Source organism: Flavonifractor sp. DFI.6.63, assembly GCF_024462255.1.
In the GTDB taxonomy this organism is placed as follows: domain Bacteria; phylum Bacillota; class Clostridia; order Oscillospirales; family Oscillospiraceae; genus Lawsonibacter_A; species Lawsonibacter_A hominis.
Genome location: NZ_JANGBE010000029.1, coordinates 1 through 25,893, shown reverse-complemented (window position 1 = coordinate 25,893; position 25,893 = coordinate 1). Strand labels below are relative to the sequence as shown.

Below are 25,893 nucleotides of genomic sequence, written 5' to 3'. Positions count from 1 at the left end.
CTCTTTCAAGCACCTCCTGTTAACCTTGTCTTTGTTTATGCTTGGGGTTTTCGCAAATTACCATGACCTTGCCCTTGCGCTTGATGATCTTGCACTTCTCGCACATGGGCTTCACGGACGGTCTCACTTTCATGTTACAAACCTCCTGTAAGCCTGATGGCCCCGCCGCGGCGGAGGCAAGGCCCCGCGATCCCGCGACGGTCGTTGATGGTCTTTTGGATCCGTTGACCGGTCACTTGCTTCTCCAGGTGATCCGGCCTCTTGTGACATCGTAGGGGGACATCTGGACCGTCACCTTGTCACCGGGCAGGATGCGGATAAAGTTCATCCGCAGCTTGCCGGAGATGTGCGCCAGAATGATATGGCCGTTTCCGATGTCCACATGGAACGTGGTGTTGGGAAGGGACTCGGTCACGACGCCCTCCACTTCGATCATGTCGTCTTTTGCCAAAGCGTCATACCCTCCTAGACTCGGCTCGGAAAGCGGCCAGCGCCCTCCGGATCTCGCTGTCAACTGCTTCCTCTCCTGCCCGGATACGCTCCAGGGCCGGGTGGTGAAATTCTCCCGCGCAAGCCACATGGACGGCCTTTTTGCGCTTGGGAGCGGCTGTTTTCCGCCGTTTCCCGTCGGCCAGGAGCAGATAGGGGCCCTCTGTATCCAAGATACAGAACACATCCCCCTTGTCGTGCCCGGCCAGGGAACGGACGATCTGGGCCTTTTCGTACGCCATGCTCACGCTCCTGTGACGGTAAGCACTTCCGGCTCCCCGTCGGTGATGAGAATGGTGTTCTCATAGTGGGCGGCCAGGCTCCCGTCCGCTGTGACCGTGGTCCAGCCGTCCTTGAGCACCTTGACCCGCCAGTCCCCGGCACACACCATGGGCTCCACCGCCAGGGTCATCCCCGGCTGGAGCCGGGGGCCGTGGCCTGCGGGGCCAAAATTGGGGACCTCGGGGGGTTCATGGAGCTTGGCACCTACGCCGTGACCCACAAAGTCCCGCACCACCGAGCAGCCGTTTTGCTCTACATACTGCTGCACAGCATGCGAGATGTCGAACACCCGGTTTCCGGAGCGGGCCAGCCGGACGCCCTCCCAAAAGCTCTGCTCGGTGACCTGGATGAGACGCAGGGCCTCATCGCTGACCTGCCCGCAGGGGAAGGTGGCCGCGCAGTCGCCATGGAAACCGTCCAGGCAGGCGCCTACGTCCACACTGACGATGTCGCCCTCCTCCAGCTTCCGGTGGTCCGGGATGCCGTGGATGACCACGTCGTTGACGGAAATGCAGGCAGAGCCGGGAAACCCGTTGTAATTGAGGAAAGACGGCCTGGCGCCGTGTCCCTCGATGAACTTTCGCACGGCGGCGTCGATCTCCAGGGTGGATACGCCGGGGCGCACCATGGAGCCGGCCAGGGCCCGGGCCTGGGCGGTCAGCCGCCCGGCCCGGCGCATCCGCTCGATCTCGCGCGGGGATTTCAGGGAGATCATTTCCATCCTCACGCTTCCAACGCCTTCATGACCAGCACGTTGGTCTCCTCGATGGTGGGCTGGTTCTCCACCGGCTTGAGGATGCCCCGCTGGGCATAGAAGTCCTTGAGGGGTTCGGTCTCCGCATGGTAGACCTCCAGGCGGTGCTGGACGGTCTCGGGCTTGTCGTCGTCGCGCAGCAGCAGCTCGCCGCCGCATTTGTCGCACTTGCCCTGCGCCTTGGGCGGCGCGGAGACCACGTGGTACGTGGCGCCGCAGTCGTGGCAGGCCCGGCGGCCGCCCATACGCTTGACGATCTCCCCGTCGGAGATCTCAATGGAGAGCACGACGTCGAACTTGACTCCGTCCTTCTCCAGGAATTCGGCCTGAGCGATCGTGCGGGGCACTCCATCCAGGATATAGCCGTTCTGGCAGTCGCTCTGGGCCAGGCGCTCTTCCACAATGCCCAGGATCACGTCGTCAGGAACCAGTTTGCCCGCATCCATGAAGGCCTTGGCCTTCCTGCCCACGGGGGTGCCGTTCTTCACGGCGGCACGCAGGATGTTACCGGTCGAGATGGTGGGGATGCCCAATTTCCGGCTGATGATCTCAGCCTGGGTACCCTTGCCGGCGCCAGGGGCGCCCAACAGGATGATCTTCATACCCTTCCCCTTCTTCCATTACTCCAGGAAACCCTTGTAGTGCCGCATGAGCATCTGGGCCTCCATGGCCTTGGTGGTCTCCAGCGCGACGCCCACCACGATGATGATGGAGGTGCCGCCGATGGCCAGGCTGCTGACGCCGATGATATTGCCGGTGATGATGGGCGCGATGGCGATGATGGCCAGATAGATGGCGCCGAACAGGGTGATCTTATTGAGCACCTTGTGGATGAAGTCGGCGGTAGGCTTGCCGGGACGGAAGCCGGGGATGAAGCCGCCGTTCTTCTTCAGATTATTGGCCACCTCCACGGGATTGAACTGCATGGTCGCGTAGAAGTAGCTGAAGCCCAGAATCAGCAGGAAGTACACCACGATATAGAAGATGCTGCCGGTATCAAAGATCTTCAGGAAGGTGTTCCAGCCGGAGCCCTCCACCTGGGCCGACGGCACGAACGCGCCGATGGTGGCCGGCAGGGAGGCGATGGCCTGGGCAAAGATGATGGGCATGACGCCGGACATGTTCACCTTCATGGGGATGTGGCTGGACTGACCGCCGTACATCTTCCGGCCCACCACACGCTTGGCGTACTGGACGGGGATGCGGCGCTCGGCGTTGGTGATGAACACGATGAGCACCACAATGGCCAGCATGCCGATGACGATCAGGATGGCGCCCCACCAGGGCAGGTTGAACACGTTATCCCCAGTGACACCATTGATATTGTTGCTGATTCCGGTGTACAGGGTGAGGATCATGCTGGGCACCCGGGAGAGGATACCGGCGAACAGGATGATGGAGATGCCGTTGCCGATGCCGAACTCGGTGATCTGCTCGCCCAGCCACATGACAAAGGCGGAACCTGCGGTGAAGCAGAGCACGATGACGATGGCGGCCCAAACGCCGGGGATGGACCCGGTATCCAGCAGAGCACCGGAGTTGGTGGTGCGGATGAGGGTGTAGTAGCCGAAGCCCTGGATCAGCGCGATGGCCACGGTGGTATAGCGGGTGATGGCCGCGATCTTCTTCCGGCCCTCCTCGCCGCCGTCCTTCTGGAGACGCTCCAGAGCAGGGATGGCGACGGTGAGCAGCTGGATGATGATGGAGCTGTTGATATAGGGCTGCACGCCCAGGGCGAAGACGGCCGCCATGGAGAAAGCGGTGCCGTTCATGGCGCCCAGCAGCGCGAAGATACCGCCCATACTATTCAGGGTGGAGCCCAGCAGGTCGCTGTTGATAAACGGCACGGGCACCACGGAGCCCAGCCGGAAGATGAGCAGCGCGAAGACGGTGAACAGGATCTTCTTGCGCAACTCAGGGATCTTCCATGCGTTGCGGATGGTCTCGATCACTTAGACCACCTCGTACTTTCCACCTGCCGCAACAATCTTCTCCTTGGCGGAGGCGGAGAACGCGGAGGCACGGACCGTCAGCTTCTTGGTCAGGTTGCCGTTGCCCAGCACCTTGTAGCCGTACTCGCACTTGGAGAGGATTCCCTTTTCCAGCAGGTCGCAGACGTTGACCGTAGCGCCGTCCTCGAACTTCTCGAGGGCGGAGACGTTGATTGCCTCCAGAGGCTTTGCAAAGATATTGTTGAAGCCGCGCTTCGGGATGCGGCGGACCAGAGGCATCTGGCCGCCCTCAAACCCGGTGCGGACGCCGCCGCCGGAACGGGCCCACTGGCCCTTGTGTCCGCGGCCGGCCGTTTTGCCGTTTCCGGAACCGTGGCCCCGGCCCTTGCGGTAGGCCTTGGGGTTGGAACCGGGCGCGGGAGAAAGTTCATGCAGATTCATTTCGCGCACCTCCTCACTTTTCCTCGGTGACCTGGAGCAGATAGCCGATGTGGCTGATCTTGCCGCGGGTCGCCTCGTTGTCGGGCTGGACGGTGGTGTCGCCGATCTTGCGCAGCCCCAGGGCCTCGGCGGTCGCCTTATGCTTGGCGATGCGGCCGTTCAGGCTCTTGACCAGCTTGATGTTCAAATTAGCCATTTTGACGGCCCTCCTTAACCTGTGATCTCTTCCACGCTCTTGCCGCGGGTACGGGCGATCTCCTCGGGGCCACGCAGGGACTTGAGTCCCTCGAAGGTGGCGGAGACCACGTTCTGCGGATTGTTGGAGCGCAGGCACTTGGCGCGGATATCACGGATGCCGGCGGCCTCCATGACGGCGCGCACCGGGCCGCCGGCGATGATGCCGGTACCGGGGGCGGCGGGCTTGAGCAGCACGCGGCCGGCGCCGAACTCACCGATGACCTCGTGGGGGATGGTGGTGCCGGAACGGGTAATGGTGCACATGTTCTTCTTGGCGTCCTCGATGCCCTTGCGGATGGCCTCGGGCACCTCGGCGGCCTTGCCGGTGCCGAAGCCCACGCGGCCCTTCTCGTCGCCCACCACCATCAGAGCGGCGAACTTCATCACGCGGCCGCCCTTGACGGTCTTGGAAACGCGGTTCAGAGAGACGAGCTTCTCGGTGAACTCGCTGGGTTCTCTTTCAAATCGAGCCATTTCTCTTTTCCTCCTCCCTTAGAACTGCAGGCCGCCCTCACGGGCGCCCTCGGCCAGGGCCTGTACGCGGCCGTGGTACACGTAGCCGCCGCGGTCGAACACGACGGTCTCGATGCCGGCGGCCTTAGCGCGCTCGGCGACCGCCTGGCCCACCTTCTTGGCGGCCTCGCAGTCGGAGCCCTTGCCCTCGAAGCCCTTCTCCAGGGAGGAAGCAGACGCCAGCGTCTTGCCGGTCACATCGTCGATGATCTGGGCATAGATGTTGGTGTTGCTGCGGAACACGTTCAGACGGGGTCTCTCGGGCGTGCCGGAGATCTTCCCGCGGACTCTCTTGTGACGGTGCAGACGCTGTGCGTTGGTATCGGGTCTCTTAATCATAGTGGCACACCTCCTTACTTCTTCTTGACGCCGGTCTTGCCTTCCTTGCGGCGGATGACCTCGTCAGTGTATTTGATCCCCTTGCCCTTGTAAGGCTCGGGCGGACGTTTCTCTCTCACTTCAGCGGCGAACTGGCCGACCTTCTGCTTGTCGAGGCCGCTGATGACGATCTTGTTGGCGCTGGGCACTTCGATGGTGATGCCGTCGGCCTCCTCCATGAACACCTGATGGGAGAAGCCCAGGTTCATGACCAGCTTGCTGCCCTCCTTGGCCACACGATAGCCGACGCCGTTCACGTCCAGCTCCTTCTTGAAGCCCTCGGTGACGCCCACCACCATGTTGTGCAGCAGGCTGCGGGTCAGGCCGTGCAGGCTGCGGTTCTCCTTCGCGTCGTTGGGACGGGTGACATGGAGCTCCGCGCCCTCCTGCTTGATGGTCATGGCCGGGCAGAGCTGCTGGGTCAGGGTACCCTTTGGCCCCTTCACGGTGACCAGGTTGCCCTCTTCGATCTTCACGTCCACACCGGCGGGGATGGAGATCGGCATTCTTCCGATACGAGACATATTCTACTCTCCCTCCTTACCAGACAAACGCAAGGACCTCGCCGCCGACGTGGTTGGCGCGAGCGGCCTTGTCGGTCATGACGCCCTTGGACGTGGACACGATAGCGATACCCAGGCCGCGCAGGACGCGGGGCAGCTCATCGGCGCCCGCATAGACGCGCAGGCCGGGCTTGGACACGCGGCGCAGGCCGGTGATGACCTTTTCCTTGCCGGGGTTGTACTTCAGGGTGATGCGGATCACGCCCTGAGTGCCGTCGTCGATCAGCTGGAAGTTCTTGATATAGCCTTCATCCAGCAGGATCTGCGCGATGGACTTCTTCATGTTGGACGCGGGGACGTCCACGGTGTCATGCTTGGCGTTGTTCGCGTTGCGGATGCGGGTGAGCATATCCGCAATGGGATCGGTGATATGCATGATGTTTCCCTCCTTATTAGAGTTACGGGCTTATGCCCGTATCAGCGGCAAGGTATCGGAGCTAGGTAACTCCGACCTGTTGTCCGCCGGCATCGTCGGAGCAAGGTCCGCTTCCTTCCGCCCGGTAAGAGCCGGACATCCGTTGCATCCCTGCTCCTTCTCTCCTTGCCGAACCCGCTGCGCAGCGGCCGGCGGCTTCGCCAAGGGGAATGGAGACTCTTTCAAAACCTCGGGGAGGCGGGCTGGTGCTTACCAGCTCGCCTTTTTCACCCCAGGGATCTGCCCTTTATACGCCAGCTCGCGGAAGCAGATACGGCAGATGCCGTAATCCCGCAGATAGGCGTGGGGACGGCCGCAGATCTTGCAGCGATTGTAGCGGCGGGTGGAGAACTTGGGCTCCGCCTGCTGCTTGAGGATCATAGATTTTTTCGCCATTTTGTTCTCCTCCTTTAGCGGGCGAAGGGAGCGCCGATCAAATTCAGCAGCTCCTTGGCCTCTTCGTCGGTCTTAGCGGTGGTGCAGATGACCACGTCCAGCCCGCGGATCTTGTCGATCTTGTCGTACTCGATCTCCGGGAAGATCAGCTGCTCCCTGATGCCCAGGGCGTAGTTGCCGCGGCCGTCAAAGGCATTGGGGTTGATGCCGCGGAAATCGCGCACACGGGGCAGGGCCACGTTGAACAGCCGGTCCAAAAACTCCCACATGCGGTCAGCGCGCAGCGTGACCTTCGCGCCGATGGGCATGCCCTCGCGCAGCTTGAAGTTGGCCACGGACTTCTTGGCCTTGGTGATGATGGCCTTCTGGCCGGTGATCTTGGTCAGGTCGCCCACGACGGCCTCCAGGACCTTGGCGTTGTCCCGGGCTTCGCCGCAGCCGCAGTTGACCACGATCTTTTCGATGCGGGGGATCTCCATGGAACTTTTGTAGCCGAACTTCTGCATCAGAGCAGGAGCGACCTCGGCCTGGTACTTCGCCTTCAGGTTGGGCATTTTCTTATCAGCCATTGTTATCGTTCCTCCTCTCTATCAGATTTCAGCGCCGCACTTTTTGCAGATGCGGACCTTCTTGCCGTCGGCCAGCACCTTGTGGGCGGGACGGGTGGGCTTGCTGCACTTGGGGCAGACGCGCTGCACCTTGCAGGTGTAGATGGGGGCTTCCTTCTTGATGATGCCGCCCTGCTCGCCCTGCTTGCGGGGCTTGGTGTGGCGGGAGACCACATTGATCTTCTCAACGACGACCTTGCCGTCCTTGGGCATCACTTCCAGAACCTTGCCCTGCTTGCCCTTGTCCTTGCCGGACAGGACGATGACGGTGTCGTCCTTACGAATGCTCATCTTCTTCATGTCTTCTCCTACCCCCTTACAGCACTTCGGGAGCCAAGGACAGGATCTTCATGTAATCCTTGTCGCGCAGCTCGCGGGCCACTGGCCCAAAGATACGGGTGCCGCGGGGATTCTTGTCGTCCTTGATGAGGACGGCGGCGTTGTCGTCAAAGCGGACGTAGCTGCCGTCGGCACGGCGGATGCCCTTGGCGGACCGGACGATGACGGCCTTGACCACCTCGCCCTTCTTTACGGTGCCGCCGGGCTGCGCCTTGCGCACGGAGGCGACGACCACATCGCCGATGTTGCCGAACTTGCGGCTGGAGCCGCCCAGCACGCGGATGGTCTTGATCTCTTTGGCGCCGGTGTTGTCGGCCACCTTCAAATAAGTTTCCTGCTGAATCATGACCGCACCTCCTTACTTCGCCTTCTCGATGATCTCGACGACGCGCCACCGCTTGTCCTTGGACAGGGGCCGGGTCTCCATGACCCGCACGCGGTCGCCGACACCACACTCGTTGTTCTCGTCATGCGCTTTGAGCTTATAGGTGCTCTTGACGATCTTCTTGTACAGGGGGTGGGCCACACGGTCGGCAATGGCAACCACCACGGTCTTATCCATCTTGTCGGAGACCACCAGGCCGACTCTGGTTTTCCGGGAAGAGGTTCTGTTTTCCATTGTTCGTTCCCTCCTTATCGGCCTGCGAGCTGCTGCTCACGGATGATGGTCTTCACGCGGGCGATGTCCCGCTTGACCTCGGCGATCTTGATGGGATTGTCCAGCTGATTGGTGGCGTGCTGAAGACGGAGCTGGAAGAGATCCTTCTTCAAATCGCCCAGCTTGCTCTCAAGCTCCGCGGCGCTCATCTTACGGATTTCAGTAGCCTTCATCTTCATTCACCACCATTCTCGGTCTCAGCGGCGTCTTCCTTCTTCACGATCTTGCTCTTGATGGGCAGCTTGTGAGAGGCCAGACGCAGGGCCTCACGGGCGACCTCTTCGGAGACGCCCGCAATCTCGAACATCACGCGGCCGGGCTTGACCACGGCCACCCAGTACTCGGGGGAGCCCTTACCGGAGCCCATGCGGGTCTCGGCAGGCTTCTCGGTGATGGGCTTGTCGGGGAAGATCTTGATCCAGACCTTACCGCCGCGCTTGGTGTAGCGGGTCATGGCGATACGGGCGGCCTCGATCTGATTGCTGGTGATCCAGGCGGGCTCGGTGGCCTGCAGGCCCCACTCACCATAGGTGACGGTGTTGCCCTTCAGGGCCTTGCCCTTCAGGCGGCCGCGGTGGACGCGGCGGTATTTCACTCTCTTCGGCAGCAGCATTAGTTGGAGCCTCCTTCCTTGGGAGCGGCAGGCGCGGCGGGACGTGCGCCGCCCTGGGGACGATTGAAGCCGCCCTGGGGACGGTTGTTATTGAAGCCGCCCTGACGGTTGTTATTGAAACCGCCCTGGCCGGCGGGACGGCCGCCGAAGCCGCCCTGACGGTTGTTGAAGCCACCCTGACGGTTGCGGTCGCCGCCCGGACGGCGGTCGTCGCGGCGGCGGGGCCGGTCGGAGCGCTCCTTGAAGTTCTTGGTGTCCAGGGTACGGGGGGTGGTGCGCAGGGCCTGAGACAGGATCTCGCCCTTGTAGATCCACACCTTCACGCCGATACGGCCGTAGGTGGTAGCGGCCTCCGCGAAGCCGTAGTCGATGTCGGCACGCAGGGTCTGCAGGGGAATCGTGCCGTCGTGATAATGCTCGGTGCGGGCGATCTCAGCGCCGCCGAGGCGGCCGGAGACCTGGGTCTTGATGCCCAGCGCGCCCATGCGCATGGCCCGGCCCATGGCGTTCTTCATGGCACGGCGGAACCCGATGCGCTTCTCCAGCTGCTGGGCGATGTTCTCGGCCACCAGCTGGGCGTTCATGTCGGGGCTCTTGACCTCAACAATGTTGAGGGCGACGCTCTTGCCCAGCATCTTCTCCAGCTTCAGACGCAGGGCCTCGATGGCCTCGCCGCCCTTGCCGATGACCACGCCGGGACGGGCGCAGTGCAGGTAGATGCGCACCTTGGCGTTGTCGCGCTCGATCTCGATCTTGGGGATCCCGGCGGAATACAGGGTCTTCTTCAGGTAATCCCGGATCTTCTTGTCCTCCACCAGCAGGTCGCCCACCTTCTCGTTGCGGGCGTACCAGCGGGAGTCCCAATCCTTAATGACACCCACGCGCAGGCCGTGGGGATTGACTTTCTGTCCCATATTCTTCCTCCTCCCTTAGCGCTCAGCCACGGCGATGGTGATGTGAGAAGTGCGCTTGTTGATCCGGTAGGCACGGCCCTGGGCCCGGGGCATCATCCGCTTGATGATGGGGCCGGGGCAGGCGAACACCTGGGAGACGTACAGCTTCTCGGGATCCATCTGGTGGTTGTTCTCCGCGTTGGCGGCGGCGCTCTTGAGGAGCTTGAGCAGCAGCTCGGAGGCCGCCTTGGGGGTGCCCATCAGGATGGCGTTGGCCTGGGCGACGCTCTTGCCGCGGATCAGGTCGCAGACGATCTGGACCTTACGGGGAGAGATACGGGCATATCTCAGATGTGCTTTGGCTTCCATGTTCTCTCCTCCTCCTTACTTACCAGTCTTGCTGCCGGCGTGGCCGCGGAAGGTGCGGGTGGGGGCGAATTCGCCCAGCTTGTGGCCCACCATGTCCTCGGTCACGTACACGGGCACGTGCTTGCGCCCGTCGTGCACGGCAAAGGTGTGTCCGACGAAGGAGGGGAAGATGGTGGAGGCACGGCTCCAGGTCTTCAGGACCTTCTTCTCGCCGGTCTGGTTCATTTCATCGACCCGCTTGAGCAGCTCGGGGGCGCAAAACGGGCCTTTCTTGATGCTTCTGGACATGTTTTACTACCTCCCTTACTTGCTGTTGCGGTGCTTGACGATGAACTGCTCCGTCTGGCTCTTCTTCTTACGGGTCTTGTAACCCATGGCCGGCTTGCCCCAGGGGGTGACCGGGCCGGGACGGCCCACAGGGCTCTTGCCCTCGCCGCCGCCGTGTGGGTGGTCGCAGGGGTTCATGACGGAGCCGCGGACGGTGGGCCGCCAGCCCATGTGGCGCTTGCGGCCGGCCTTGCCGATCTGGATGTTGCCGTGGTCGGTGTTGCCCACCTGGCCGATGGTGGCCTTGCACTCCTCGCGGACGTAGCGCACCTCGCCGGAGGGAAGGCGGACCTGGGCCATGCCGTTCTCCTTGGCCATCAGCTGCGCGGCCACACCGGCGGCGCGGACCAGCTGGGCCCCCTTGCCGGGGTAGAGCTCGATGCAGTGCAGCAGCTCGCCCACAGGGATCTTGCTGATGGGCAGACAGTTGCCGGGCAGGATGTCGGCGTCGGGGCCGGTCATGATGATGTGGCCGGCCTTCAGGCCAACGGGCGCCAGGATATAGCGGCGCTCGCCGTCCTCATACTCGATCAGGGCGATGTTGGCGGAGCGGTTGGGGTCGTACTGGAGGTTGATGACCGTGGCCTTGCCCTCTTTATCGCGCTTGAAGTCGATAATGCGGTATTTCTTCTTATTGCCGCCGCCGCGGTGACGCACGGTAATGCGGCCGTAGCTGTTGCGCCCGGCGTTCTTCTTCAGATTCTCAGTCAGGCTGCGCTCGGGCTTGGCCTTCTTGTCGATGCCCTCGAAGGCGCTCACCGTCATGTGGCGGCGGGAGGGCGTCGTGGGCTTATAAGTTTTAATAGCCATTGTTCGTTATCCTCCTTACACCATGCCTTCGAAGAACTCGATGGTCTTGGAATCCTCGGTGAGGGTGACCATGGCCTTCTTCCAGGAGGGCCGGCGGCCGGCGGGGTAACGGCCGGTGCGTTTCTCCTTGCCCTGCATGTTCAGGGTGTTGACCTTGGCGACCTTAACGCCGAAGATCTCCTCGACGGCCTTGGCGATCTCGATCTTGTTCGCGGACTTGGCCACCTCGAAGGTGTACTTCTTGCCCTCGGTCTCGGCCATGGACTGTTCGGTGATGATGGGGCGCTTAATGATATCATAAGCGGTGGTAGCCATTACGCAAACACCTCCTCGATGACGGCCAGAGCCGCCTTGTCAACGATGAACTGGTTGGCGTTGACGATGTCGTAAACGCTCAGGATCTTGGCGCTGGTGGTCACCACGCCGGGGATGTTCCGGGCGGACTTGACGACCTTGGGGCACTCGGTGACCACGACGGCCTTCTTGGACTGCACCGCGTTCAGGAAGCCCTGGAAGGTCTTGGTCTTGATCTCGTCCATACCCAGGCCGTCCACCACGATCACGTTGCCCTCCTGGGCCTTGGCGGACAGGGCGGACTTAAGCGCCAGGCGCTTGACCTTTTTGTTCAGGGTATAGCTGTAATCCCGGGGCTTGGGGGCGAAGACGATACCGCCGTGGGTCCACTGGGGCGCGCGGGTGCTGCCCTGGCGGGCGTGGCCGGTACCCTTCTGGCGCCAGGGCTTGCGGCCGCCGCCGGACACCTCGGCGCGGGTCAGGGCGGACTGAGTGCCCTGACGGCAGTTTGCCAGGTGGTTCTTGACCACGTCATGAACGACGGTCTGGTTGGGCTCGATCCCGAAGACGGCCTCGGAGAGCTCCACCTCGCCGACCTTCTTGCCGGTCATATCAACGACAGTTGCTTTAGGCATTTGGTTTCTCTCCTCTCTTACTTGTTACGGGCCGAAGCCTTCTGGGGATTGACGCGGGCGGAAGCCTTCTGCGGGTTGACGCTGGCAGCGGCCGCGGCGCCCTTCTCCTTCACGTTGATCACGCTGTTGCGCAGGTACACCAGGCCGCCCTTGGGGCCGGGAATGGCGCCCCGCACCGCGATGACGCCCAGCTCGGGGTCGACCTTGACCACGTCCAGGTTCAGAACGGTGACCTGTTCGTTGCCCATCTGACCGGCGCCGATCTTGCCCTTGAAGATGCGGGAGGGGTCGGTGCTGGAGCCCATGGAACCGGCGTGACGGTGCACGGGGCCGGTACCGTGGCTCTCCTTCAGGCGGTGAGCGCCCCAGCGCTTGATGACGCCCTGGTAGCCCTTACCCTTGCTGATGCCGGTCACGTCCACGCGGTCGCCCTCGGCGAATACGTCGGCCTTGACCTCGTCGCCCACGTTGAGCGCGTCGCAGTTGTTCAGCTTGAACTCTTTCAGCGTCTTCTTGCGCGCCTCGCCCGCTTTTTTCAAATGGCCCAGCTCAGGCTTGGTGAGCTTCTTCTCGGCCACGTCCTCGTAGCCCAGCTGCACGGCGTTGTAGCCGTCCTTTTCCGCGGTCTTCTTCTGCACCACGGTGCAGGGGCCCGCCTCGATGACGGTGACCGGGATGACCTTGCCGGCGTCGTCGAAGATCTGCGTCATGCCGACCTTCTTGCCGATAATGGCCTTTTCCATGTGTTTTCCTCCTTATAGTAAAGGTTATTGGTTGAAAAACGTGGGCATTGGCTCCCATTGGTTTTTCAACTTGACCCGTCCGCCTCAAAACGCGGCGGACTGCGGTACTCACTTCGTCACAAAGCCCGCTTCCTTCCGGTTTCCCCAGGCGCGGGGAAACCCTCACTGCGCTGCCTTGCTTCTCGTGTCCAAATCAAACCCGCTTCGCCGGGCTTTGATTCTGGTCGAGAAGATCCGTCAGGAAATCAGAGCTTGATCTCGATCTCCACGCCGGCGGGAAGGTCCAGGCTCATCAGGGCCTCCACGGTCTTGGGGGAGGGCTTGAGAATGTCGATCAGGCGCTTGTGGGTGCGGCGCTCGAACTGCTCGCGGGAGTCCTTATACTTATGGACGGCGCGCAGGATGGTCACGACCTCTTTCTTGGTGGGCAGGGGGATGGGGCCGGACACGGACGCGCCGGTGCGCTTGGCGGTCTCCACGATCTTCTCGGCGGACTGGTCGATCAGCTGATGATCATAGGCCTTCAGGCGGATACGGATCATTTCTTTTTGAGCTGCCATGGTTTGTTCCTCCTTAAAACATACGAAGTGGTGTGCGCTTTGCCGGGTCCACGCGGCGCGGCGCGGGGTGTCTTTCCTCGCTTCGTACGGTGAGAACTTCTGTACACGTTTCCGTGCGTATCACTCCGTGACATGAAGAAAACCGGCGCAAGCAGGCCGGTTTTATCCACGCGCGGCGATATACGCCGTGCACAGACTCTCAGCCGCCCGATTCTAGCTCGGACATACTCCGCGGAAGTTACCTCATTTCTGAGCAATCTCCCGCATCATCGCAGACTGCGCCCAAACAGGCGCTTGATTATGATATAGCAAAAAGCCCTTGGTGTCAAGGGCTTTTTGCTATTTATTCATGTTTTTTCGGACAAAACAGGAATCAGGCGTGCCCTCATGGCCGCCGCGTCGATCGGGACGCCGGTGAAGCGCTCCAGTGCGAGCACCGCCTGATGCACCAGCAGGCCCATGCCGTTCATGGTCCGGTGGCCCCGCTCCCGGGCCTGGCGGAGCAGTTCGGTCTCCGCCGGAGCGTAGATCAGGTCGCACACGGGCGTCTCCGGGGCCAGGGCGTCCAGGAAGGAGAGATCCTCAAACCTTCCTCCGGCGCCCGCCATGCCCAGGCTGGTGCAGTTGACCAGCAGAGCGCACTCCGCCGCCGCCCGATGCAGGGTATCCCGGTCAAAGCCCGCCGGGTGCAGCCGCTCCGGCATCCGGGCGCAGAGGGCGGCCGCCTTGTCCACCGTCCGGTTGCAGACCGTCACGTCCGCCCCCGCCTGGGCCAGCTTGAGGCACACCGCCCTGGCGGCGCCGCCGGCCCCCAGCACCAGAACCCTCCGTCCCTCCACGGTGATGTTCTCGTCCGCCAGCGCCCGCAGAAAGCCCGCGCCGTCCGTGTTGTAGCCATACGCCTTCCCATCCCGCAGGCAGACTGTGTTGACCGCCCCGATGAGGCGGGCGTCTTCATCCAGCTCGTCCATCAGCGGCAGAAGCTCCTCCTTGTGCGGCATGGTGGCATTGAAGCCGGCATATCCGGCAAACTTGGCGCACTCCAGCCACCGCCCGCACGTCCCCCGCGGTACCGGCTGGCACAGGTACACGTAATCCAGTCCCAGCGCGGCAAGCATGGCGTTCTGGATCCGGGGCGACTTGGAGTGTTCCACCGGATCGCCGATGACGCACAGTTTTTTTGTGGTGTTTTCCAGCTTCACTTCCATTGCTTCCGGTCCCTCCTCAGCGCTTTCCCGCCTGTGGTCGGGCAGCGCGGCGTTGACCAGGAAGGCCACGCCCACTCCCGCCACGGTCTCAAGGATACGGGCGGCGGCATAATAGTAGCGATCGGCGCCGGTGACCCCGGTCAAGAGGATGACACAGGGCACGATACAGGCCATCGGGCAGGCGGCGGGCCGTTTGATCAGCAGGCAGAACCACAGTCCCGCCAGGCAGATCACCGCCAGCACCGGCGCCAGGACCCAGGGCGACTCCAGCGCGCCGCCCAGCAGCAGCGTGGCCGCGCCCAGCACGCCGCCCACCGCCACGCCGATAAAGCGGGAGACCCCCTGCCGGAAGGTCTGCCCCAAGCTGCTCTGGGTGCAGACGATGCAGGCGATACAGGCATACAGGGGCCCCATGTGCCCCAGCATTCCGCCCAATTCCTCCCGGTATTCCAGTCCAAACAGGGCGAATACCCCGTAGGACAGCATGACGGCCACGGCGGTCTTGATCATACGCATGCCGATCCGGGGCAGCGCTGCTTTTTTCATGGCTTCCTCCCGTTCCAGACGTCTTACAAGGCAGGTCCGCTGTCCGGCGTTTCCCTGGAAAGGAAGTAGGACATGGCGCACTCGTAACCGAAAAGCCCCAGACCGCAGATCTGTCCCACACAGGCCGGGGCCGTGACTGAGGTATGCCGGAACGCCTCCCGCTGGTGGACGTTGGAGATATGCACCTCCATACAGGGCACGTTTACCGCCTTGAGGGCGTCCAGAATGGCATAGCTGTAATGGGTATAGGCCCCCGGGTTCATGACGATGGCGTCGTAGACCCCGTCGGCGGCATGGATGGCGTCGATCAGCGCCCCTTCATGGTTGGACTGGACGCAGTCGGCCGTGGACGCGTGGGCGGCGGCAAAGTCCCGCAGCCGCGCGCACAGGGCCTCATAGCTGTTCTGGCCGTAGATCCCCGGCTCCCGCCTGCCCAGCAGGTTCAGGTTGGGTCCGTTGAGGATGAGGAATTTCATAACTGCAACGCCTCCAGTACCGCCTGCGCCGTCTCCTGGGCGGTGGCGCGGCTTGGTATGATATGCTCCGCCCACTGCCGGTAGACCGGCTCCCGCTGGCGGCAGCGCTCCAAAAAGGCTTCCCGCCCCGCCTGTCCCAGGGGGCGGTGGTCCATGCTCACATGGTCGTAGATGTCTTCCCCGTCCCGGTCCAGGAAGATCACGGTACCGCTGTATTTGAGGGATGCGATGGCGTCCGGCCGGGTCGGCAGCCCGCCGCCGCAGGCGATCACCAGATTTTCCTTCCGGGCCAGCTCCTCGGCCACCCCCAGCTCCCAATCCCGGAAAAAGGCCTCCCCTTCCGTGGCGAAGATCTCTGGGATGGACCGGCCCAGGGCCGCCTCAATGCACTGGTCGGTGTCCGCAAAGCCCATACCCAGCCGCTGGGCCAGCACGCGGCCCACGGAGGATTTTCCGCAGCCCATCATACCGATCAAAACCACGTTTTTCATGGCCGGTACCCCCTGAAGTTGCCCAGCACCCGGAACTGGGAGGACAGCTGTCCCAGCTCCTGGAGCACCCCGTCCATGCCGGGGGCGGCCAGGTCGCCGGAGAATTCCAGAAAGAACAGGTACTCCCAGCCGCGGCCTGGGATGGGCCGGGATTCCAGCTTCTCCAGATTGAGCCCCTGAACGGAGAAGACCGTCAGGATTTCATGGAGGGAGCCGCTTTGGTGGGGCAGGCGGAACAGGGCGCTGATCGTATCCCGCCCCGCCCGCAGCTCCATCACCGGGGAGACCAGCACAAAGCGGGTATAGTTCTCGCGGTTGTAGTTGATCCCCTCGGCCAGGATCTCCAGCCCGTAGCGCCGCGCGGCCCGGCGGGAGCAAATGGCGGCGGCGGTGCGGTCTCCGGTCTCGGCCACCTGTTTGGCGGAACCGGCGGTGTCCAGGGCGGGCACTCGCTTCCAGTCCCGGTGGGTGTCCAAAAACGCCTCGCACTGCATCAGCCCCTGCTCGTGGGAATAGACCGTGCAAAGCTCCTCCAGCTTCACGCCGGGCAGGGCCGTCAGGCAGTGCTCCACCTTTACCTGCCACTCCCCCACAATGTAGTACTCATATTGGGCAAGCAGGTCGTACACCTGCCGGATGGAGCCGGTGGAGCTGTTTTCGATGGGCAGCACCGCATAATCCGCCCTGCCGTCCCGCAGGGCGAGGAACACCTCTTCAAACCAGGGCAGACCCATGCTGTCCACCTCCGGCCCGAACAGGCCTGCGGCGGCCTCCTCGCTGTAGCAGCCCGGCTCTCCCTGATAGGCTACCCGCGGGTGCTCCACCGGCTGCCGGGCACAGGCCATGGCTGCGGCGCAGGCCGTCACGCCCGGCGCCGCAGCCTCCCGCACCAGCTGGCGCTGCTGGCGGCGGGAACGGCCCATGATGGTCTCGTACAGGGCCGCCACATCCGCCCGGCGGGCCGTGTCGCCGATCTGCTCCGTCTTGCCTGCGATCACCCGCCTCTCCCGCTCCGCGTCCAGTACCGGCAGGCCCCGCTCCTGCTTATACCGTCCCACCGCGCCGGTCACCTCCATCCGGCGCAGGAACAGCTCTACCAGCTGGGCGTCGATCGCGTCGATCTGCCTGCGGTATCCTTCCAATTCGGTCATGTGCCTCTCTCCTCGTTCCCGTTTCAAAAACGCCCTTATAGCCCCAGCACCGCACAGGCCGCCAGGGCCGCCGCCGCCTCGATCACCGGCACCGCCCGCGGCACGATACAGGGGTCGTGACGCGCCCACGAAACGCAGGCGTTTCGCGGGTCCCCGATCCTTTTGCATCCTCGGCGGGAGTGAATCCCGCCTGCGGCAAGGTTTTGGCCCTGCCAAAACGCTTGTACGCCGCTTACGCGGCGGCTCGCTTGCGCATGCAGGCCGTCACGACCCGATCCCCAGCACCGCACAGGCCGCCAGGGCCGCCGCCGCCTCGATCACCGGCACCGCCCGCGGCACGATACAGGGGTCGTGACGGCCTTTGATCTTGAGTTCCACTTCCTCGCCGGTGCGCAGGTCCACGCTCTCCTGGGGCAGGGCGATGGACGGCGTAGGCCGCAGGGTGGCTTCAAAGACCACCGGCATGCCGTTTGTGATGCCGCCGTTGATCCCCCCGGCGTGGTTGGTTTTGGTGATCACCTTCCCGTCCTCCACGGCAAAGGGGTCGTTGGCCTGGCTGCCCCGCATCAGGGAAAAGGCCACCCCGGCGCCAAAGGCCACGCTCTTCACCGCGGGAACGGCAAAGAGGTATTGCGAAAAGATCCCCTCCACGTTGCAGCCGAAGTCCGGTCCCCCCAGCCCCGCGCTCAGGCCGGTCACGGCGCACTCGACGGCTCCGCCCACGGAGTCCTGCGCCTGCTTTGCCTCCAGAATGGCCTGCTGCATCTGCCTCCCCGCTGCGTCGTCCAGCACGGGGAAGTCTTTTTCCGCCACGCCCCGCAGCTGGCCGGCTTCCTCCAGCGCCGCGTCGCAGATTCCGTAAATGGAGCTGATATGGGCGCCCACCCATACGCCCTGCCGGGCCAGAAGCTGCTTGGCCACCGCCCCCGCCGCCACCAGCGGCGCGGTCAGGCGCCCGGAAAAGTGGCCGCCGCCCCGGTAATCCTGGCAGCCGCGGCTTTTCAAAAAGCCGGCGTAATCCCCATGGCCGGGCCGGGGGGTGTAGCGGATGGAGTCGTAATCCGACGAGTGCTGGTCGGCATTCCCGATGACCATCGCCAGCGGCGCGCCGGTGGTCTTGCCCTCGAACATGCCGGAGAGCACCCGGACCTGGTCGGCCTCCTTCCGGGCGGTGGACAGGGCGCTCCGGCCCGGCCTGCGCCGGTCCAGCTCCCGCTGCACCGCCTCCAGGTCCAGCGCCAGCCCGGCGGGCACGCCCTCCAGCACCACGCCGATGGCCTCGCCGTGGGATTCCCCGAAGATGGTGTGCTTCATGTGATGTCTCCTCCCAGGCTTTTGTAGTCCTTCCAGAAGTCGGGGTAGGACTTGGCCACACACTCCGCCCCGGCAATGGTCACGCTCCGCCGGCAGCGGGTGGCGGCGATGGCCGCCATCATGGCGATGCGGTGGTCGTTGTGGCTGTCCACCGTCACGCCGCCGCTCAGTTCCTCCCGGCCGAAGATGGTCAGGCTGTCCGCCGTCTCCGTCACCCGGGCGCCCAGGGCGGTGAGCACCTCCGTCACGGCGGAGAGCCGGTCGCTCTCCTTCATGCGCAGACGGGCGGCGTTTTTCAGGCACAGGTCGGTATTCCCCGCCAGCGCTCCCCAGGCCGCCATCGGCGGAACCAGATCAGGCGCGCAGGATACGTCGATCTCCACCCGGCTCCGTCCCCCCGCCTGTTCCGTCCGGACAGGCGTTTCCGGGGCCGTCCGCCCCAGGATCGGCACACACTCACCGCCGTTCAGCGGCTCGCCGCGGAGCATCCGCCCCCAGTCCAGAACCATCTTGTCCCCCTGGGCGGAGTCCAGATCCATGCCGGTTACTTCCACATCGCTGCCGATGCCCGAGGCGGCATACCAGAAGGCGGCCTGGGACCAGTCGGCCTCCACCGTCCTCTCGCAGGCCCGGTAGGCCTGCCCGCCCGGGACGCGCCAGCCCCGGGCCGAGGGCGTTGCTTCGATGCCAAAGCGCTTGAGCACGTCCACCGTCAGAGCGACATAGTCCCGGCTCTCCAGCGCGGTCGTAATGACGATCTCCGAATCCCCGTCCAGCAGGGGCAGGGCATAGAGCAGCCCGGTGATAAACTGGGAGGATACGTCCCCCCGCAGACGGCAGACGCCCGGGGCCAGCCGCCCGGAGAGGACCAGCGCGCCGTCCTGATATTCACAGGAGATCCCTTTCTCCCGGAACAGCTCGAAATAGGGCTCCTGGGGCCGCTCCATCAGCCGTCCCCGGCCGGTGAAGCGTCCGCCGCCCCGTACCGCCAGAGCCACGGGCATGAGAAAGCGCAGGGTGGAGCCGCTCTCTCCGCAGTCCAGCCGCGGCGCGGCCAGCCGCCGCAGGGGCGACCTGGGCCCGGCCCGCATCCCGGTGATGCGCAGCGTATCCCCCTGCCGTTCCAAGCCCGCCCCCAGCTCCGCCATACAGCGGATGGTTGCCGCAATGTCCTGGGAGCAGGCCACGTTGTGCAGAAGGCTCTCCCCCTCCCCCAGGGCGGCGGCGATGATCAGCCGGTGGGCCTGGGATTTGGACGGGGGCGGGGTAATTCTCCCCGCCAGACGCCGGGGGGTGATGGTCACGTTCATAGCGTCTCCTCCAAAAGGGCGGTCAATTCCGCCTTGGGCATCCGGCGGGGCACGGCCCGCCCGACGGCTTCCAGCAGGATCACCGAGATGTCGTCTCCAGCTCCCTTTTTATCCAGCCCCACGGCGGCGGCATAGTCCGCCGCCGTGCAGGGGATGTCCACCGGCAGAGCAAAGCAGCCCAGCAGCGCGGCAATGCGCGCCCCGGTTCCGGCGGGCGTGACCCCCAGCCGCTCCCCCAGCTCCGCCGCCTTCACCATGCCCGCCGCCACCGCCTGACCGTGGGTCCAGATCTCGTACCCTCCCGCCAGCTCATAGGCGTGACCCAGGGTATGGCCGAAGTTCAGGAGCATCCGCTTCCCGGTATCCCGCTCGTCTTCAATCACTACTTTTCGTTTTAAATCGCAGCAGGTATGCAATACGGATTCAATATCCCCCATGACCTGCCTCCTGGAAGGCCGCTGTTCCAGGAAGGAGTAAAAGTCCGCGTCAAAAATGCACCCGTACTTGATGACCTCCGCCATACCGTCGGCAAAGGTCCTCTCGTCCAGGGTGCCCAGCGTCTGGGGGTCCATCAGCACCAGCCGCGGCTGCCAGAACGCGCCCGCCAGGTTCTTGCCGTGCGTCAGGTCCACGGCCACCTTCCCCCCCACGGAGGAATCCACCTGAGCGAGCAGGGTGGTGGGGATCTGGACAAAGTCCACCCCCCGCAGGATGGTGGCGGCGGCAAAGCCCGCCAGATCCCCCACCACGCCGCCGCCCAGGGCGACCACCGCGTCCGTGCGGGTAAGTCCGAAGTCCATCATGCTCTCCCACAGCTCAGACAGCCGGGACGCACATTTGGAGCTCTCCCCGGCGGCGACGGTATGAAAGGCCGTCCGAAACCCGGCGGACGTCAGGCTTTTTTCCACCCGCCCCCGGTACAGGGGGCCTACGGTGGAGTCGGTGACCACAAAGAGACGGGCGGCCTGGGGGCAGGCCCCCCGGAGGTGCTCTCCGGCGGCATCCAGGAGCCCGGGGGCGATACGGATCTCATAGGCGCGGGCATCCAGGTCCACACGCAGCGTTTTCATTGGGAACACTTCCTTTTCCGCAGCAGCGGCGATCAATCAGTTTATTTTACCAAAGTCTTCCCCATCAGGTCAACCATCGCGCCCACTTTACCCATGAGCCGGCCGAAGTTTTCCGGCGTGAGGGACTGCTGGCCGTCGCATTTGGCGTGGGGGGGATCGTTATGGACCTCGATGATCAGGCCGTCCGCCCCGGCGGCGATGGCTGCCATGGCCAGCGGCTCCACCATCCAGTACATGCCCGCGGAGTGAGAGGGGTCTACGATAACGGGCAGGTGGCTCATTTTCTTGATGGCGGGGATGGCGGATACGTCCAGGGTGTTGCGGGTATAGGTCTCGAAGGTGCGGATGCCCCGCTCACAGAGGATGACGTTCTCGTTGCCGCCCGCCATGATGTATTCGGCGGACATGATCCACTCCTCGTAGCTGCTGGACAGGCCCCGCTTGAGCAGGACGGGCTTGGACATCTTGCCCACCTCTTTGAGCAGGTCGAAGTTCTGCATGTTCCGGGCGCCGATCTGCACCAGATCCACCTTTTCCTCGAACACCTCCACATAGCGTGGAGACATGATCTCGGTGACGATGGGCAGGCCGGTGGCCGCCTTGGCCTCCAGCAGAAGCTCCAGCCCCTCCAGTCCCATGCCCTGGAAGGAATAGGGCGAGGTGCGCGGCTTGAACGCCCCGCCCCGCAGCAGCGCCGCGCCGGAGCGTTTCACATCTTCGGCCACCGCGATGATCTGCGCCTGGCTCTCCACCGAGCAGGGCCCGGCGACGACCGAGAAGCTGCCGCCGCCGATCTTGGCCTTGCCTACGGCGACCACCGTATCCTCCGGGTGGAACTTGCGGTTGGCCTTCTTGTAGGGCTCCTGCACCCGCATGACCCGCTCCACATGGGGGTTGATGGAGATCTTGTCCATATCCACCGCAGTGGTATCCCCTACCAGGCCCAGAATCGTACAGCCCACGCCATTGGTGACCCCGACGTCCAGGTCCATCTCCTTGAATTTGGCCACCAGCGCCTCGATATCCCGCTGCTGGGTGCCCGGCTTCATAACGACTACCATACTGCAACATCCTTTCCAAAATAAAAAGGAGCCCATTGATGAAATCAATGAGCTCCCCCAAAAAATACGGAGATCCTATGGGCCCGCCTTGGCCCACCCATTCATTCCATCCTTCTCTTTTCCCCCATGCCAAAAAAGCCGGCGCCCGTAAATCGAGCCCAGCCAAAGAAGAAGCAGAAGGATGCAGTTGTGAGGGCGCAGCGCTTCATATATGAGACCTCACAAATTTGGGTTAGTGGCATTATACGCCTCTCCCGCGCAAAACGCAAGGAGAATTTTTCGCTTTACCTCCCTTTTACGCACTCTTTACCCCCCTCTGGTGGCGGCGCAGGCGGCGGGCGGGCTATTCTCTTTTTATCCGAATGAACGAGGAGGAGCATTACCATGAAACAGATCCCCAAGCGCGTTCTGGCCATAGGGCTGAGCGCCGCTCTGCTGGTCCCCGGCGGGGCCCTGGCCGCCGCCGGCGGCGACCCCGCTCTGTCCCGCAGCGCCTTTGCCCGGGTCCTCTGGGAGGAAGCGGGCCGCCCGTCCGCACCCGCGGGCGAGTTCTTTTCCGACGTGGCCCCCGGTGACGCCAACTACACCGCGATCCTCTGGTGCGCCCAGTCGGGCATCGCCGCAGGCAACGACAAGGGCCTGTTCCTGCCCCAGACGCCGGTCACCCGGGAACAGGCCGCCGTCATGCTGAACCATCTGGCCGTCCACAACGGGGACGGCATCATCGCCGCGGCCGACCTGAGCGGCTGTTCCGACGCCGGAACGGTCTCCGCCTGGGCGGAGGAGGATGTGCAATGGGCCGTGGCCAAAACCATCCTCCCCCTGGAAAACGGCCTGCTGGACCCCCAGGGCACCCTGACCGCCGCCGAGGCCCAGGCCATGGCGCAGCGCTACGCCGCCACCGCGCAGCACGCCCACACGCTGGGCCTCTCCGGCGTGGAAAACGCCCGTCAGCTGGGCGGATATGTCACCCGGGACGGCCGGGTGGTAAAAGACAACGTGCTGCTGCGCACCGGCAAACTCTCCGGCGCTACCGAGGCGGATCTCGCCCTTCTGGCCGGCCTGAACCTGACACAGATCGTTGATCTGCGTACCACCGCCGAGATCCGCGAGGGCCCAGACCCGGTGCTGGACGGCGTCGTCAACACGCAGATCAATATTCTCGGCGACGATTCTTCCGCCACTTCCGCCGTCACCGGCATTTATGGTTCCGACCCGGTCCAGGCCATCATCGCGATCGTCCAGAGCGGTCAATTCGGGAACGATATGTACCTCTCCTTCCTGGAAAGCGAAAACGGTCTGGCCGGATACCGCGCCTTTTTCCAGAAGCTGCTGGGCCAGAAGGAGGGAGAGGCGCTCCTCTGGCACTGCACCGGGGGCAAGGACCGCGCGGGCACCGCAGCGGTGCTGCTGCTCTCCGCCCTGGGCGTGGATCGTGAAACGGTGCTCCAGGACTTCATGCTTACCAACGACTTCAACGCCCAAAAGATCGCCTACATGGCTCAGGCCGCCCAGGCCAAGGGCGCCGACGCGGCCACCGTGGCGGGCGTCAAGAACCTGACCGGCGTAAATTATGACGCCATGGCCGCCATGCTGGACGCCATCGACTCCAAGTACGGCTCCATGCACGCCTTCCTCACGGCCGAGGACGGCATGGCCCTCACCGAAGCTCAGCTCGCCCAGCTCCAGGCGCTCTATCTGCAGTAAGGGCCGGGGAACCGATCTCCTCGCCCGGGTCAAAAAAGCACGGCATATGCGCGCAAAAGCGCGCATATGCCGTGCTTTTATCGTTTCCCCGCGGGCCGGACCGCTCGGATCCAGCGCCCGCTTAGTAGGCCACGCCCCAGTAGACCATATGCTTGGCCGGTTTCCCGCAGATGGCGCAGGTATCGCCCAGATGCTCCTGCTCAAAGGGGATACAGCGGGAGGACACTCCGGCCTCCTCCTTCATCCGCACCTCGCAGGCCTCGTCGCCGCACCACATGGTCTTGGCGAAGCCGCCCTGGGCGGCCATCTTCTCCTTGACCTCCTCCAGCGTGGCACAGGCGTAGGTGTTGTCCTCCAGGTTCTTCTTGGCCTTGGCGTACAGGCCGTCGTGAATGGCGTCCAGCATCTGCGCCACGGTCTGCTCGATGTTGTCCAGGGAGACAAAGCTCTTCTCGCCGCTGTCCCGGCGCACCAGGACGCACTGGTTTTTCTCCATGTCCTTGGGCCCCAGCTCCAGGCGCAGGGGCACGCCCTTCATCTCATACTCGGCAAATTTCCAGCCCGCAGACTGGTCGGAGTCGTCCAGCTTCACCCGGAAACCGGCGGACTTCAGCCGGTCCATAACGGCCCGGTTGGCCTCCAGTACGCCCTGCTTATGCTGGGCCACGGGGATGACGACCACCTGAATGGGGGCTACCCGGGGGGGCAGCACCAGGCCCCGGTTGTCGCCGTGGGTCATGATGACGCCGCCGATGGTGCGGGTGGTGAAGCCCCAGGAAGTCTCATAGGGATGGCACTGCTTGTTTTCCTTGTCGGTGAAGGTGATGTCGAAGGCGGTGGGGAAGCCGTTTCCGAAGTAGTGGCTGGTGCCGTTCTGCAGGGCCTTCTTGTCGTGCATCATGCACTCGATGGTGTACGTGCGCTCCGCCCCGGCGAACTTCTCCTTGTCGGTCTTCATGCCCATGACCACCGGCATGGCCAGCACGTTCTCGCAGATGTCGGCGTAGATGCGGTGCATCTGCTCGGTCTCGGCGATGGCCTCCTCGGCGGTGGCGTGGAGGGTGTGGCCCTCCTGCCACAGGAATTCCCGGTGGCGCAGGAAGGGGCGGGTGGTCTTCTCCCAGCGCAGCACGGAGCACCACTGGTTATACAGCAGCGGCAGGTCCCGCCAGGAGTGGACGATATGGCTCCAGTGTTCGCAAAACAGCGTCTCAGACGTGGGGCGCACGCACAGGCGCTCGTCCAGCTTCTCACTCCCGCCGTGGGTCACCCAGGCACACTCGGGGGCAAAGCCTTCCACGTGGTCCTTCTCCTTCTGGAGCAGGGATTCGGGGATGAGCAGGGGCATGGACACGTTTACGTGCCCGGTCTCCTTAAAGCGCCGGTCCATTTCCGCCTGGATATTCTCCCAGATGGCGTAGCCGTAGGGACGGAGGATAAACATGCCCTTTACGCTGGTATAGTCGATCAGGTCGGCCTTTCGGCACACATCGGTATACCACTGGGCAAAATCCACCTCCATATCGGTGATCTGCTCCACCTGCTTCTTGTCCTGTGCCATATCTATCTCAATCCTTTGCAGTTAGTTTGGTTCGTATTATTTTATGCATTCCTGCTGCAAAAGTCAAGCACGTTCCAGCGCCGGACGTCCCCGCTGTATAAAATTCCAGATTTTCCATACACTCTCGTCTATAAAGGTGGTGTGCGATGTGATCGAAGTGGGAATTTGGGAGCGGGACGAAGGGATTCTGGATGCGGTGGCCCGGCGCCTCCCGCCATCGGCGGCCCGGCTGCGGAGCGGCCGTCATCCGGCGGAGCTGGCGGAAGGCGTGCTGGATCTGCTGGTGGTCTCCCCCGGCGCGCTGGGCTGGGCGGGCGCGGGCGCCGTGGACTGCCGGACGGTGCTGCTGCCTGGTGGTGCAGGCCCGCTGGCCCGCGCATTGCGCACCGGCCAGGCGGTCAGCTACGGCACCTCCCCTCGGGACACCCTGACCTTTTCCAGTTTGGAAGGGGATCGGATCTGCCTGGCACTGCAGCGGGAGCTGGTGACGCTGCAGGGAACGGTGGTGGAGCAGCAGGAGATGGTGCTCCCCTTCCCGCCGGAAGCCTCCCCTCTGCCCTTCCTGGCCACAGCCGGAACCCTGCTGCTGTTGGGCATGCCCCCGGGTCAGGTAGAATAAGTTTCGCAAAAAGACAAAGAGACATGGTTTGCAGATGTCTGGTAGAATGAAGTTGCGACACCACCATTCGAAAGGAGACAGCAAACCATGTCCGAAAAGATTGTACAGCT

38 protein-coding genes are annotated in these 25,893 nt (G+C 63.6%); 2 read left to right on the top strand and 36 right to left on the bottom strand.

Going from position 1 to position 25,893, the window contains the following annotated elements; translation table 11 throughout:
* Positions 1–19: 19 nt before the first annotated feature.
* The 35 genes from rpmJ to aroF all read right to left on the bottom strand — a co-directional run bounded on the left by rpmJ (position 20) and on the right by aroF (position 21,896).
* The gene (gene rpmJ, locus NE547_RS13705; protein WP_006573428.1) at positions 20–133 is read right to left on the bottom strand and encodes a 50S ribosomal protein L36; all 114 of its coding nucleotides are present in this window, start codon (positions 131–133) and stop codon (positions 20–22) included.
* A 99-nt stretch (positions 134–232) separates the two neighbouring features.
* Positions 233–451: a translation initiation factor IF-1 gene (gene infA / locus NE547_RS13700; RefSeq protein ID WP_009258089.1), complete on the bottom strand. Its 219-nt coding sequence runs from the start codon at positions 449–451 to the stop codon at positions 233–235.
* A gap of 4 nt (positions 452–455) precedes the next feature.
* Entirely contained in the window at positions 456–731 is a 276-nt protein-coding gene (locus NE547_RS13695; RefSeq protein ID WP_186907547.1) for a KOW domain-containing RNA-binding protein, read from the bottom strand.
* Between the two features lie 2 nt (positions 732–733).
* Positions 734–1,486 (bottom strand): type I methionyl aminopeptidase, encoded by a 753-nt coding sequence (gene map / locus NE547_RS13690; protein WP_186907579.1) that lies wholly within the window; start codon positions 1,484–1,486, stop codon positions 734–736.
* Between the two features lie 8 nt (positions 1,487–1,494).
* Positions 1,495–2,127 (bottom strand): adenylate kinase, encoded by a 633-nt coding sequence (locus tag NE547_RS13685; RefSeq protein ID WP_186907546.1) that lies wholly within the window; start codon positions 2,125–2,127, stop codon positions 1,495–1,497.
* Between the two features lie 18 nt (positions 2,128–2,145).
* Positions 2,146–3,477, bottom strand: a complete 1,332-nt coding sequence (gene secY, locus NE547_RS13680; RefSeq protein ID WP_186907545.1) for a preprotein translocase subunit SecY — start codon at positions 3,475–3,477, stop codon at positions 2,146–2,148.
* Positions 3,478–3,918 carry a 50S ribosomal protein L15 gene (gene rplO, locus NE547_RS13675; RefSeq protein WP_186907544.1) on the bottom strand — a complete coding sequence of 147 codons (441 nt, stop codon included), beginning with the start codon at positions 3,916–3,918 and terminating at the stop codon, positions 3,478–3,480.
* Between the two features lie 13 nt (positions 3,919–3,931).
* Positions 3,932–4,114, bottom strand: coding sequence for a 50S ribosomal protein L30 (gene rpmD / locus NE547_RS13670; protein ID WP_186907543.1), 183 nt, complete (start codon positions 4,112–4,114; stop codon positions 3,932–3,934).
* 14 nt (positions 4,115–4,128) lie between these two features.
* Entirely contained in the window at positions 4,129–4,629 is a 501-nt protein-coding gene (gene rpsE / locus NE547_RS13665; RefSeq protein ID WP_186907542.1) for a 30S ribosomal protein S5, read from the bottom strand.
* A gap of 18 nt (positions 4,630–4,647) precedes the next feature.
* Entirely contained in the window at positions 4,648–5,007 is a 360-nt protein-coding gene (gene rplR, locus NE547_RS13660) for a 50S ribosomal protein L18 (protein ID WP_186907541.1), read from the bottom strand.
* A gap of 14 nt (positions 5,008–5,021) precedes the next feature.
* Positions 5,022–5,570 (bottom strand): 50S ribosomal protein L6, encoded by a 549-nt coding sequence (gene rplF / locus NE547_RS13655; RefSeq protein ID WP_186907540.1) that lies wholly within the window; start codon positions 5,568–5,570, stop codon positions 5,022–5,024.
* Between the two features lie 16 nt (positions 5,571–5,586).
* On the bottom strand, positions 5,587–5,985 hold the full coding sequence (rpsH, locus tag NE547_RS13650) for a 30S ribosomal protein S8 (RefSeq protein WP_186907539.1): 399 nt from the start codon (positions 5,983–5,985) through the stop codon (positions 5,587–5,589).
* 249 nt (positions 5,986–6,234) lie between these two features.
* Positions 6,235–6,420: a type Z 30S ribosomal protein S14 gene (locus tag NE547_RS13645; protein ID WP_006573415.1), complete on the bottom strand. Its 186-nt coding sequence runs from the start codon at positions 6,418–6,420 to the stop codon at positions 6,235–6,237.
* A 14-nt stretch (positions 6,421–6,434) separates the two neighbouring features.
* Positions 6,435–6,989, bottom strand: coding sequence for a 50S ribosomal protein L5 (gene rplE, locus NE547_RS13640; RefSeq protein WP_305148526.1), 555 nt, complete (start codon positions 6,987–6,989; stop codon positions 6,435–6,437).
* Between the two features lie 21 nt (positions 6,990–7,010).
* The gene (rplX, locus tag NE547_RS13635) at positions 7,011–7,328 is read right to left on the bottom strand and encodes a 50S ribosomal protein L24 (protein ID WP_243204742.1); all 318 of its coding nucleotides are present in this window, start codon (positions 7,326–7,328) and stop codon (positions 7,011–7,013) included.
* 16 nt (positions 7,329–7,344) lie between these two features.
* Positions 7,345–7,713, bottom strand: coding sequence for a 50S ribosomal protein L14 (gene rplN, locus NE547_RS13630; protein WP_186907538.1), 369 nt, complete (start codon positions 7,711–7,713; stop codon positions 7,345–7,347).
* A gap of 12 nt (positions 7,714–7,725) precedes the next feature.
* A complete protein-coding gene (gene rpsQ, locus NE547_RS13625; protein WP_186907537.1) occupies positions 7,726–7,986 on the bottom strand; it encodes a 30S ribosomal protein S17 in 261 nt (86 codons plus the stop codon).
* Positions 7,987–8,000: 14 nt separating this feature from the next.
* Positions 8,001–8,204, bottom strand: coding sequence for a 50S ribosomal protein L29 (rpmC, locus tag NE547_RS13620; RefSeq protein WP_305148525.1), 204 nt, complete (start codon positions 8,202–8,204; stop codon positions 8,001–8,003).
* A complete protein-coding gene (rplP, locus tag NE547_RS13615) occupies positions 8,201–8,638 on the bottom strand; it encodes a 50S ribosomal protein L16 (protein ID WP_186907535.1) in 438 nt (145 codons plus the stop codon). Before rplP ends, rpmC begins: the two co-directional genes overlap by 4 nt.
* Positions 8,638–9,552, bottom strand: a complete 915-nt coding sequence (rpsC, locus tag NE547_RS13610; RefSeq protein WP_186907534.1) for a 30S ribosomal protein S3 — start codon at positions 9,550–9,552, stop codon at positions 8,638–8,640. Before rpsC ends, rplP begins: the two co-directional genes overlap by 1 nt.
* Positions 9,553–9,567: 15 nt before the next feature.
* A complete protein-coding gene (gene rplV, locus NE547_RS13605; protein WP_186907533.1) occupies positions 9,568–9,900 on the bottom strand; it encodes a 50S ribosomal protein L22 in 333 nt (110 codons plus the stop codon).
* A gap of 15 nt (positions 9,901–9,915) precedes the next feature.
* Positions 9,916–10,188 (bottom strand): 30S ribosomal protein S19, encoded by a 273-nt coding sequence (rpsS, locus tag NE547_RS13600; protein WP_007494656.1) that lies wholly within the window; start codon positions 10,186–10,188, stop codon positions 9,916–9,918.
* A gap of 15 nt (positions 10,189–10,203) precedes the next feature.
* Complete coding sequence (rplB, locus tag NE547_RS13595; RefSeq protein WP_186907532.1) at positions 10,204–11,037, bottom strand: 50S ribosomal protein L2; 834 nt, start codon at positions 11,035–11,037, stop codon at positions 10,204–10,206.
* A gap of 15 nt (positions 11,038–11,052) precedes the next feature.
* Positions 11,053–11,352 carry a 50S ribosomal protein L23 gene (rplW, locus tag NE547_RS13590; protein WP_186907531.1) on the bottom strand — a complete coding sequence of 100 codons (300 nt, stop codon included), beginning with the start codon at positions 11,350–11,352 and terminating at the stop codon, positions 11,053–11,055.
* Entirely contained in the window at positions 11,352–11,966 is a 615-nt protein-coding gene (gene rplD / locus NE547_RS13585; protein ID WP_186907530.1) for a 50S ribosomal protein L4, read from the bottom strand. The genes rplW and rplD overlap by 1 nt, the downstream gene beginning before the upstream one ends.
* 17 nt (positions 11,967–11,983) lie before the next feature.
* Complete coding sequence (gene rplC / locus NE547_RS13580; RefSeq protein WP_256176186.1) at positions 11,984–12,709, bottom strand: 50S ribosomal protein L3; 726 nt, start codon at positions 12,707–12,709, stop codon at positions 11,984–11,986.
* A gap of 245 nt (positions 12,710–12,954) precedes the next feature.
* The gene (gene rpsJ, locus NE547_RS13575; protein WP_186907528.1) at positions 12,955–13,269 is read right to left on the bottom strand and encodes a 30S ribosomal protein S10; all 315 of its coding nucleotides are present in this window, start codon (positions 13,267–13,269) and stop codon (positions 12,955–12,957) included.
* Between the two features lie 347 nt (positions 13,270–13,616).
* Entirely contained in the window at positions 13,617–15,023 is a 1,407-nt protein-coding gene (gene aroE / locus NE547_RS13570; RefSeq protein WP_256176185.1) for a shikimate dehydrogenase, read from the bottom strand.
* Between the two features lie 23 nt (positions 15,024–15,046).
* Positions 15,047–15,499 carry a type II 3-dehydroquinate dehydratase gene (gene aroQ / locus NE547_RS13565; protein WP_256176184.1) on the bottom strand — a complete coding sequence of 151 codons (453 nt, stop codon included), beginning with the start codon at positions 15,497–15,499 and terminating at the stop codon, positions 15,047–15,049.
* A complete protein-coding gene (locus tag NE547_RS13560) occupies positions 15,496–15,990 on the bottom strand; it encodes a shikimate kinase (protein WP_186907525.1) in 495 nt (164 codons plus the stop codon). Before NE547_RS13560 ends, aroQ begins: the two co-directional genes overlap by 4 nt.
* A complete protein-coding gene (locus NE547_RS13555; protein WP_186907524.1) occupies positions 15,987–17,141 on the bottom strand; it encodes a bifunctional chorismate mutase/prephenate dehydratase in 1,155 nt (384 codons plus the stop codon). The genes NE547_RS13560 and NE547_RS13555 overlap by 4 nt, the downstream gene beginning before the upstream one ends.
* A 264-nt stretch (positions 17,142–17,405) precedes the next feature.
* Positions 17,406–18,455, bottom strand: coding sequence for a chorismate synthase (gene aroC / locus NE547_RS13550; protein WP_186907522.1), 1,050 nt, complete (start codon positions 18,453–18,455; stop codon positions 17,406–17,408).
* Entirely contained in the window at positions 18,452–19,765 is a 1,314-nt protein-coding gene (aroA, locus tag NE547_RS13545) for a 3-phosphoshikimate 1-carboxyvinyltransferase (protein ID WP_256176183.1), read from the bottom strand. The genes aroC and aroA overlap by 4 nt, the downstream gene beginning before the upstream one ends.
* Positions 19,762–20,835: a 3-dehydroquinate synthase gene (aroB, locus tag NE547_RS13540; protein WP_256176182.1), complete on the bottom strand. Its 1,074-nt coding sequence runs from the start codon at positions 20,833–20,835 to the stop codon at positions 19,762–19,764. Before aroB ends, aroA begins: the two co-directional genes overlap by 4 nt.
* Before the next feature lie 41 nt (positions 20,836–20,876).
* A complete protein-coding gene (gene aroF / locus NE547_RS13535) occupies positions 20,877–21,896 on the bottom strand; it encodes a 3-deoxy-7-phosphoheptulonate synthase (RefSeq protein WP_186907519.1) in 1,020 nt (339 codons plus the stop codon).
* Between the two features lie 384 nt (positions 21,897–22,280).
* On the opposite strand from aroF, the gene NE547_RS13530 reads away from it, so the two are divergent.
* On the top strand, positions 22,281–23,603 hold the full coding sequence (locus NE547_RS13530) for a tyrosine-protein phosphatase (RefSeq protein ID WP_186907518.1): 1,323 nt from the start codon (positions 22,281–22,283) through the stop codon (positions 23,601–23,603).
* A 121-nt stretch (positions 23,604–23,724) separates the two neighbouring features.
* Here NE547_RS13530 and proS read toward each other — a convergent pair whose 3' ends face one another.
* A complete protein-coding gene (proS, locus tag NE547_RS13525; protein WP_186907517.1) occupies positions 23,725–25,164 on the bottom strand; it encodes a proline--tRNA ligase in 1,440 nt (479 codons plus the stop codon).
* A gap of 148 nt (positions 25,165–25,312) precedes the next feature.
* Here proS and NE547_RS13520 point away from each other — a divergent pair, with 148 nt between their 5' ends.
* Positions 25,313–25,783 (top strand): hypothetical protein, encoded by a 471-nt coding sequence (locus tag NE547_RS13520; protein WP_256176181.1) that lies wholly within the window; start codon positions 25,313–25,315, stop codon positions 25,781–25,783.
* Positions 25,784–25,893 lie beyond the last annotated feature (110 nt).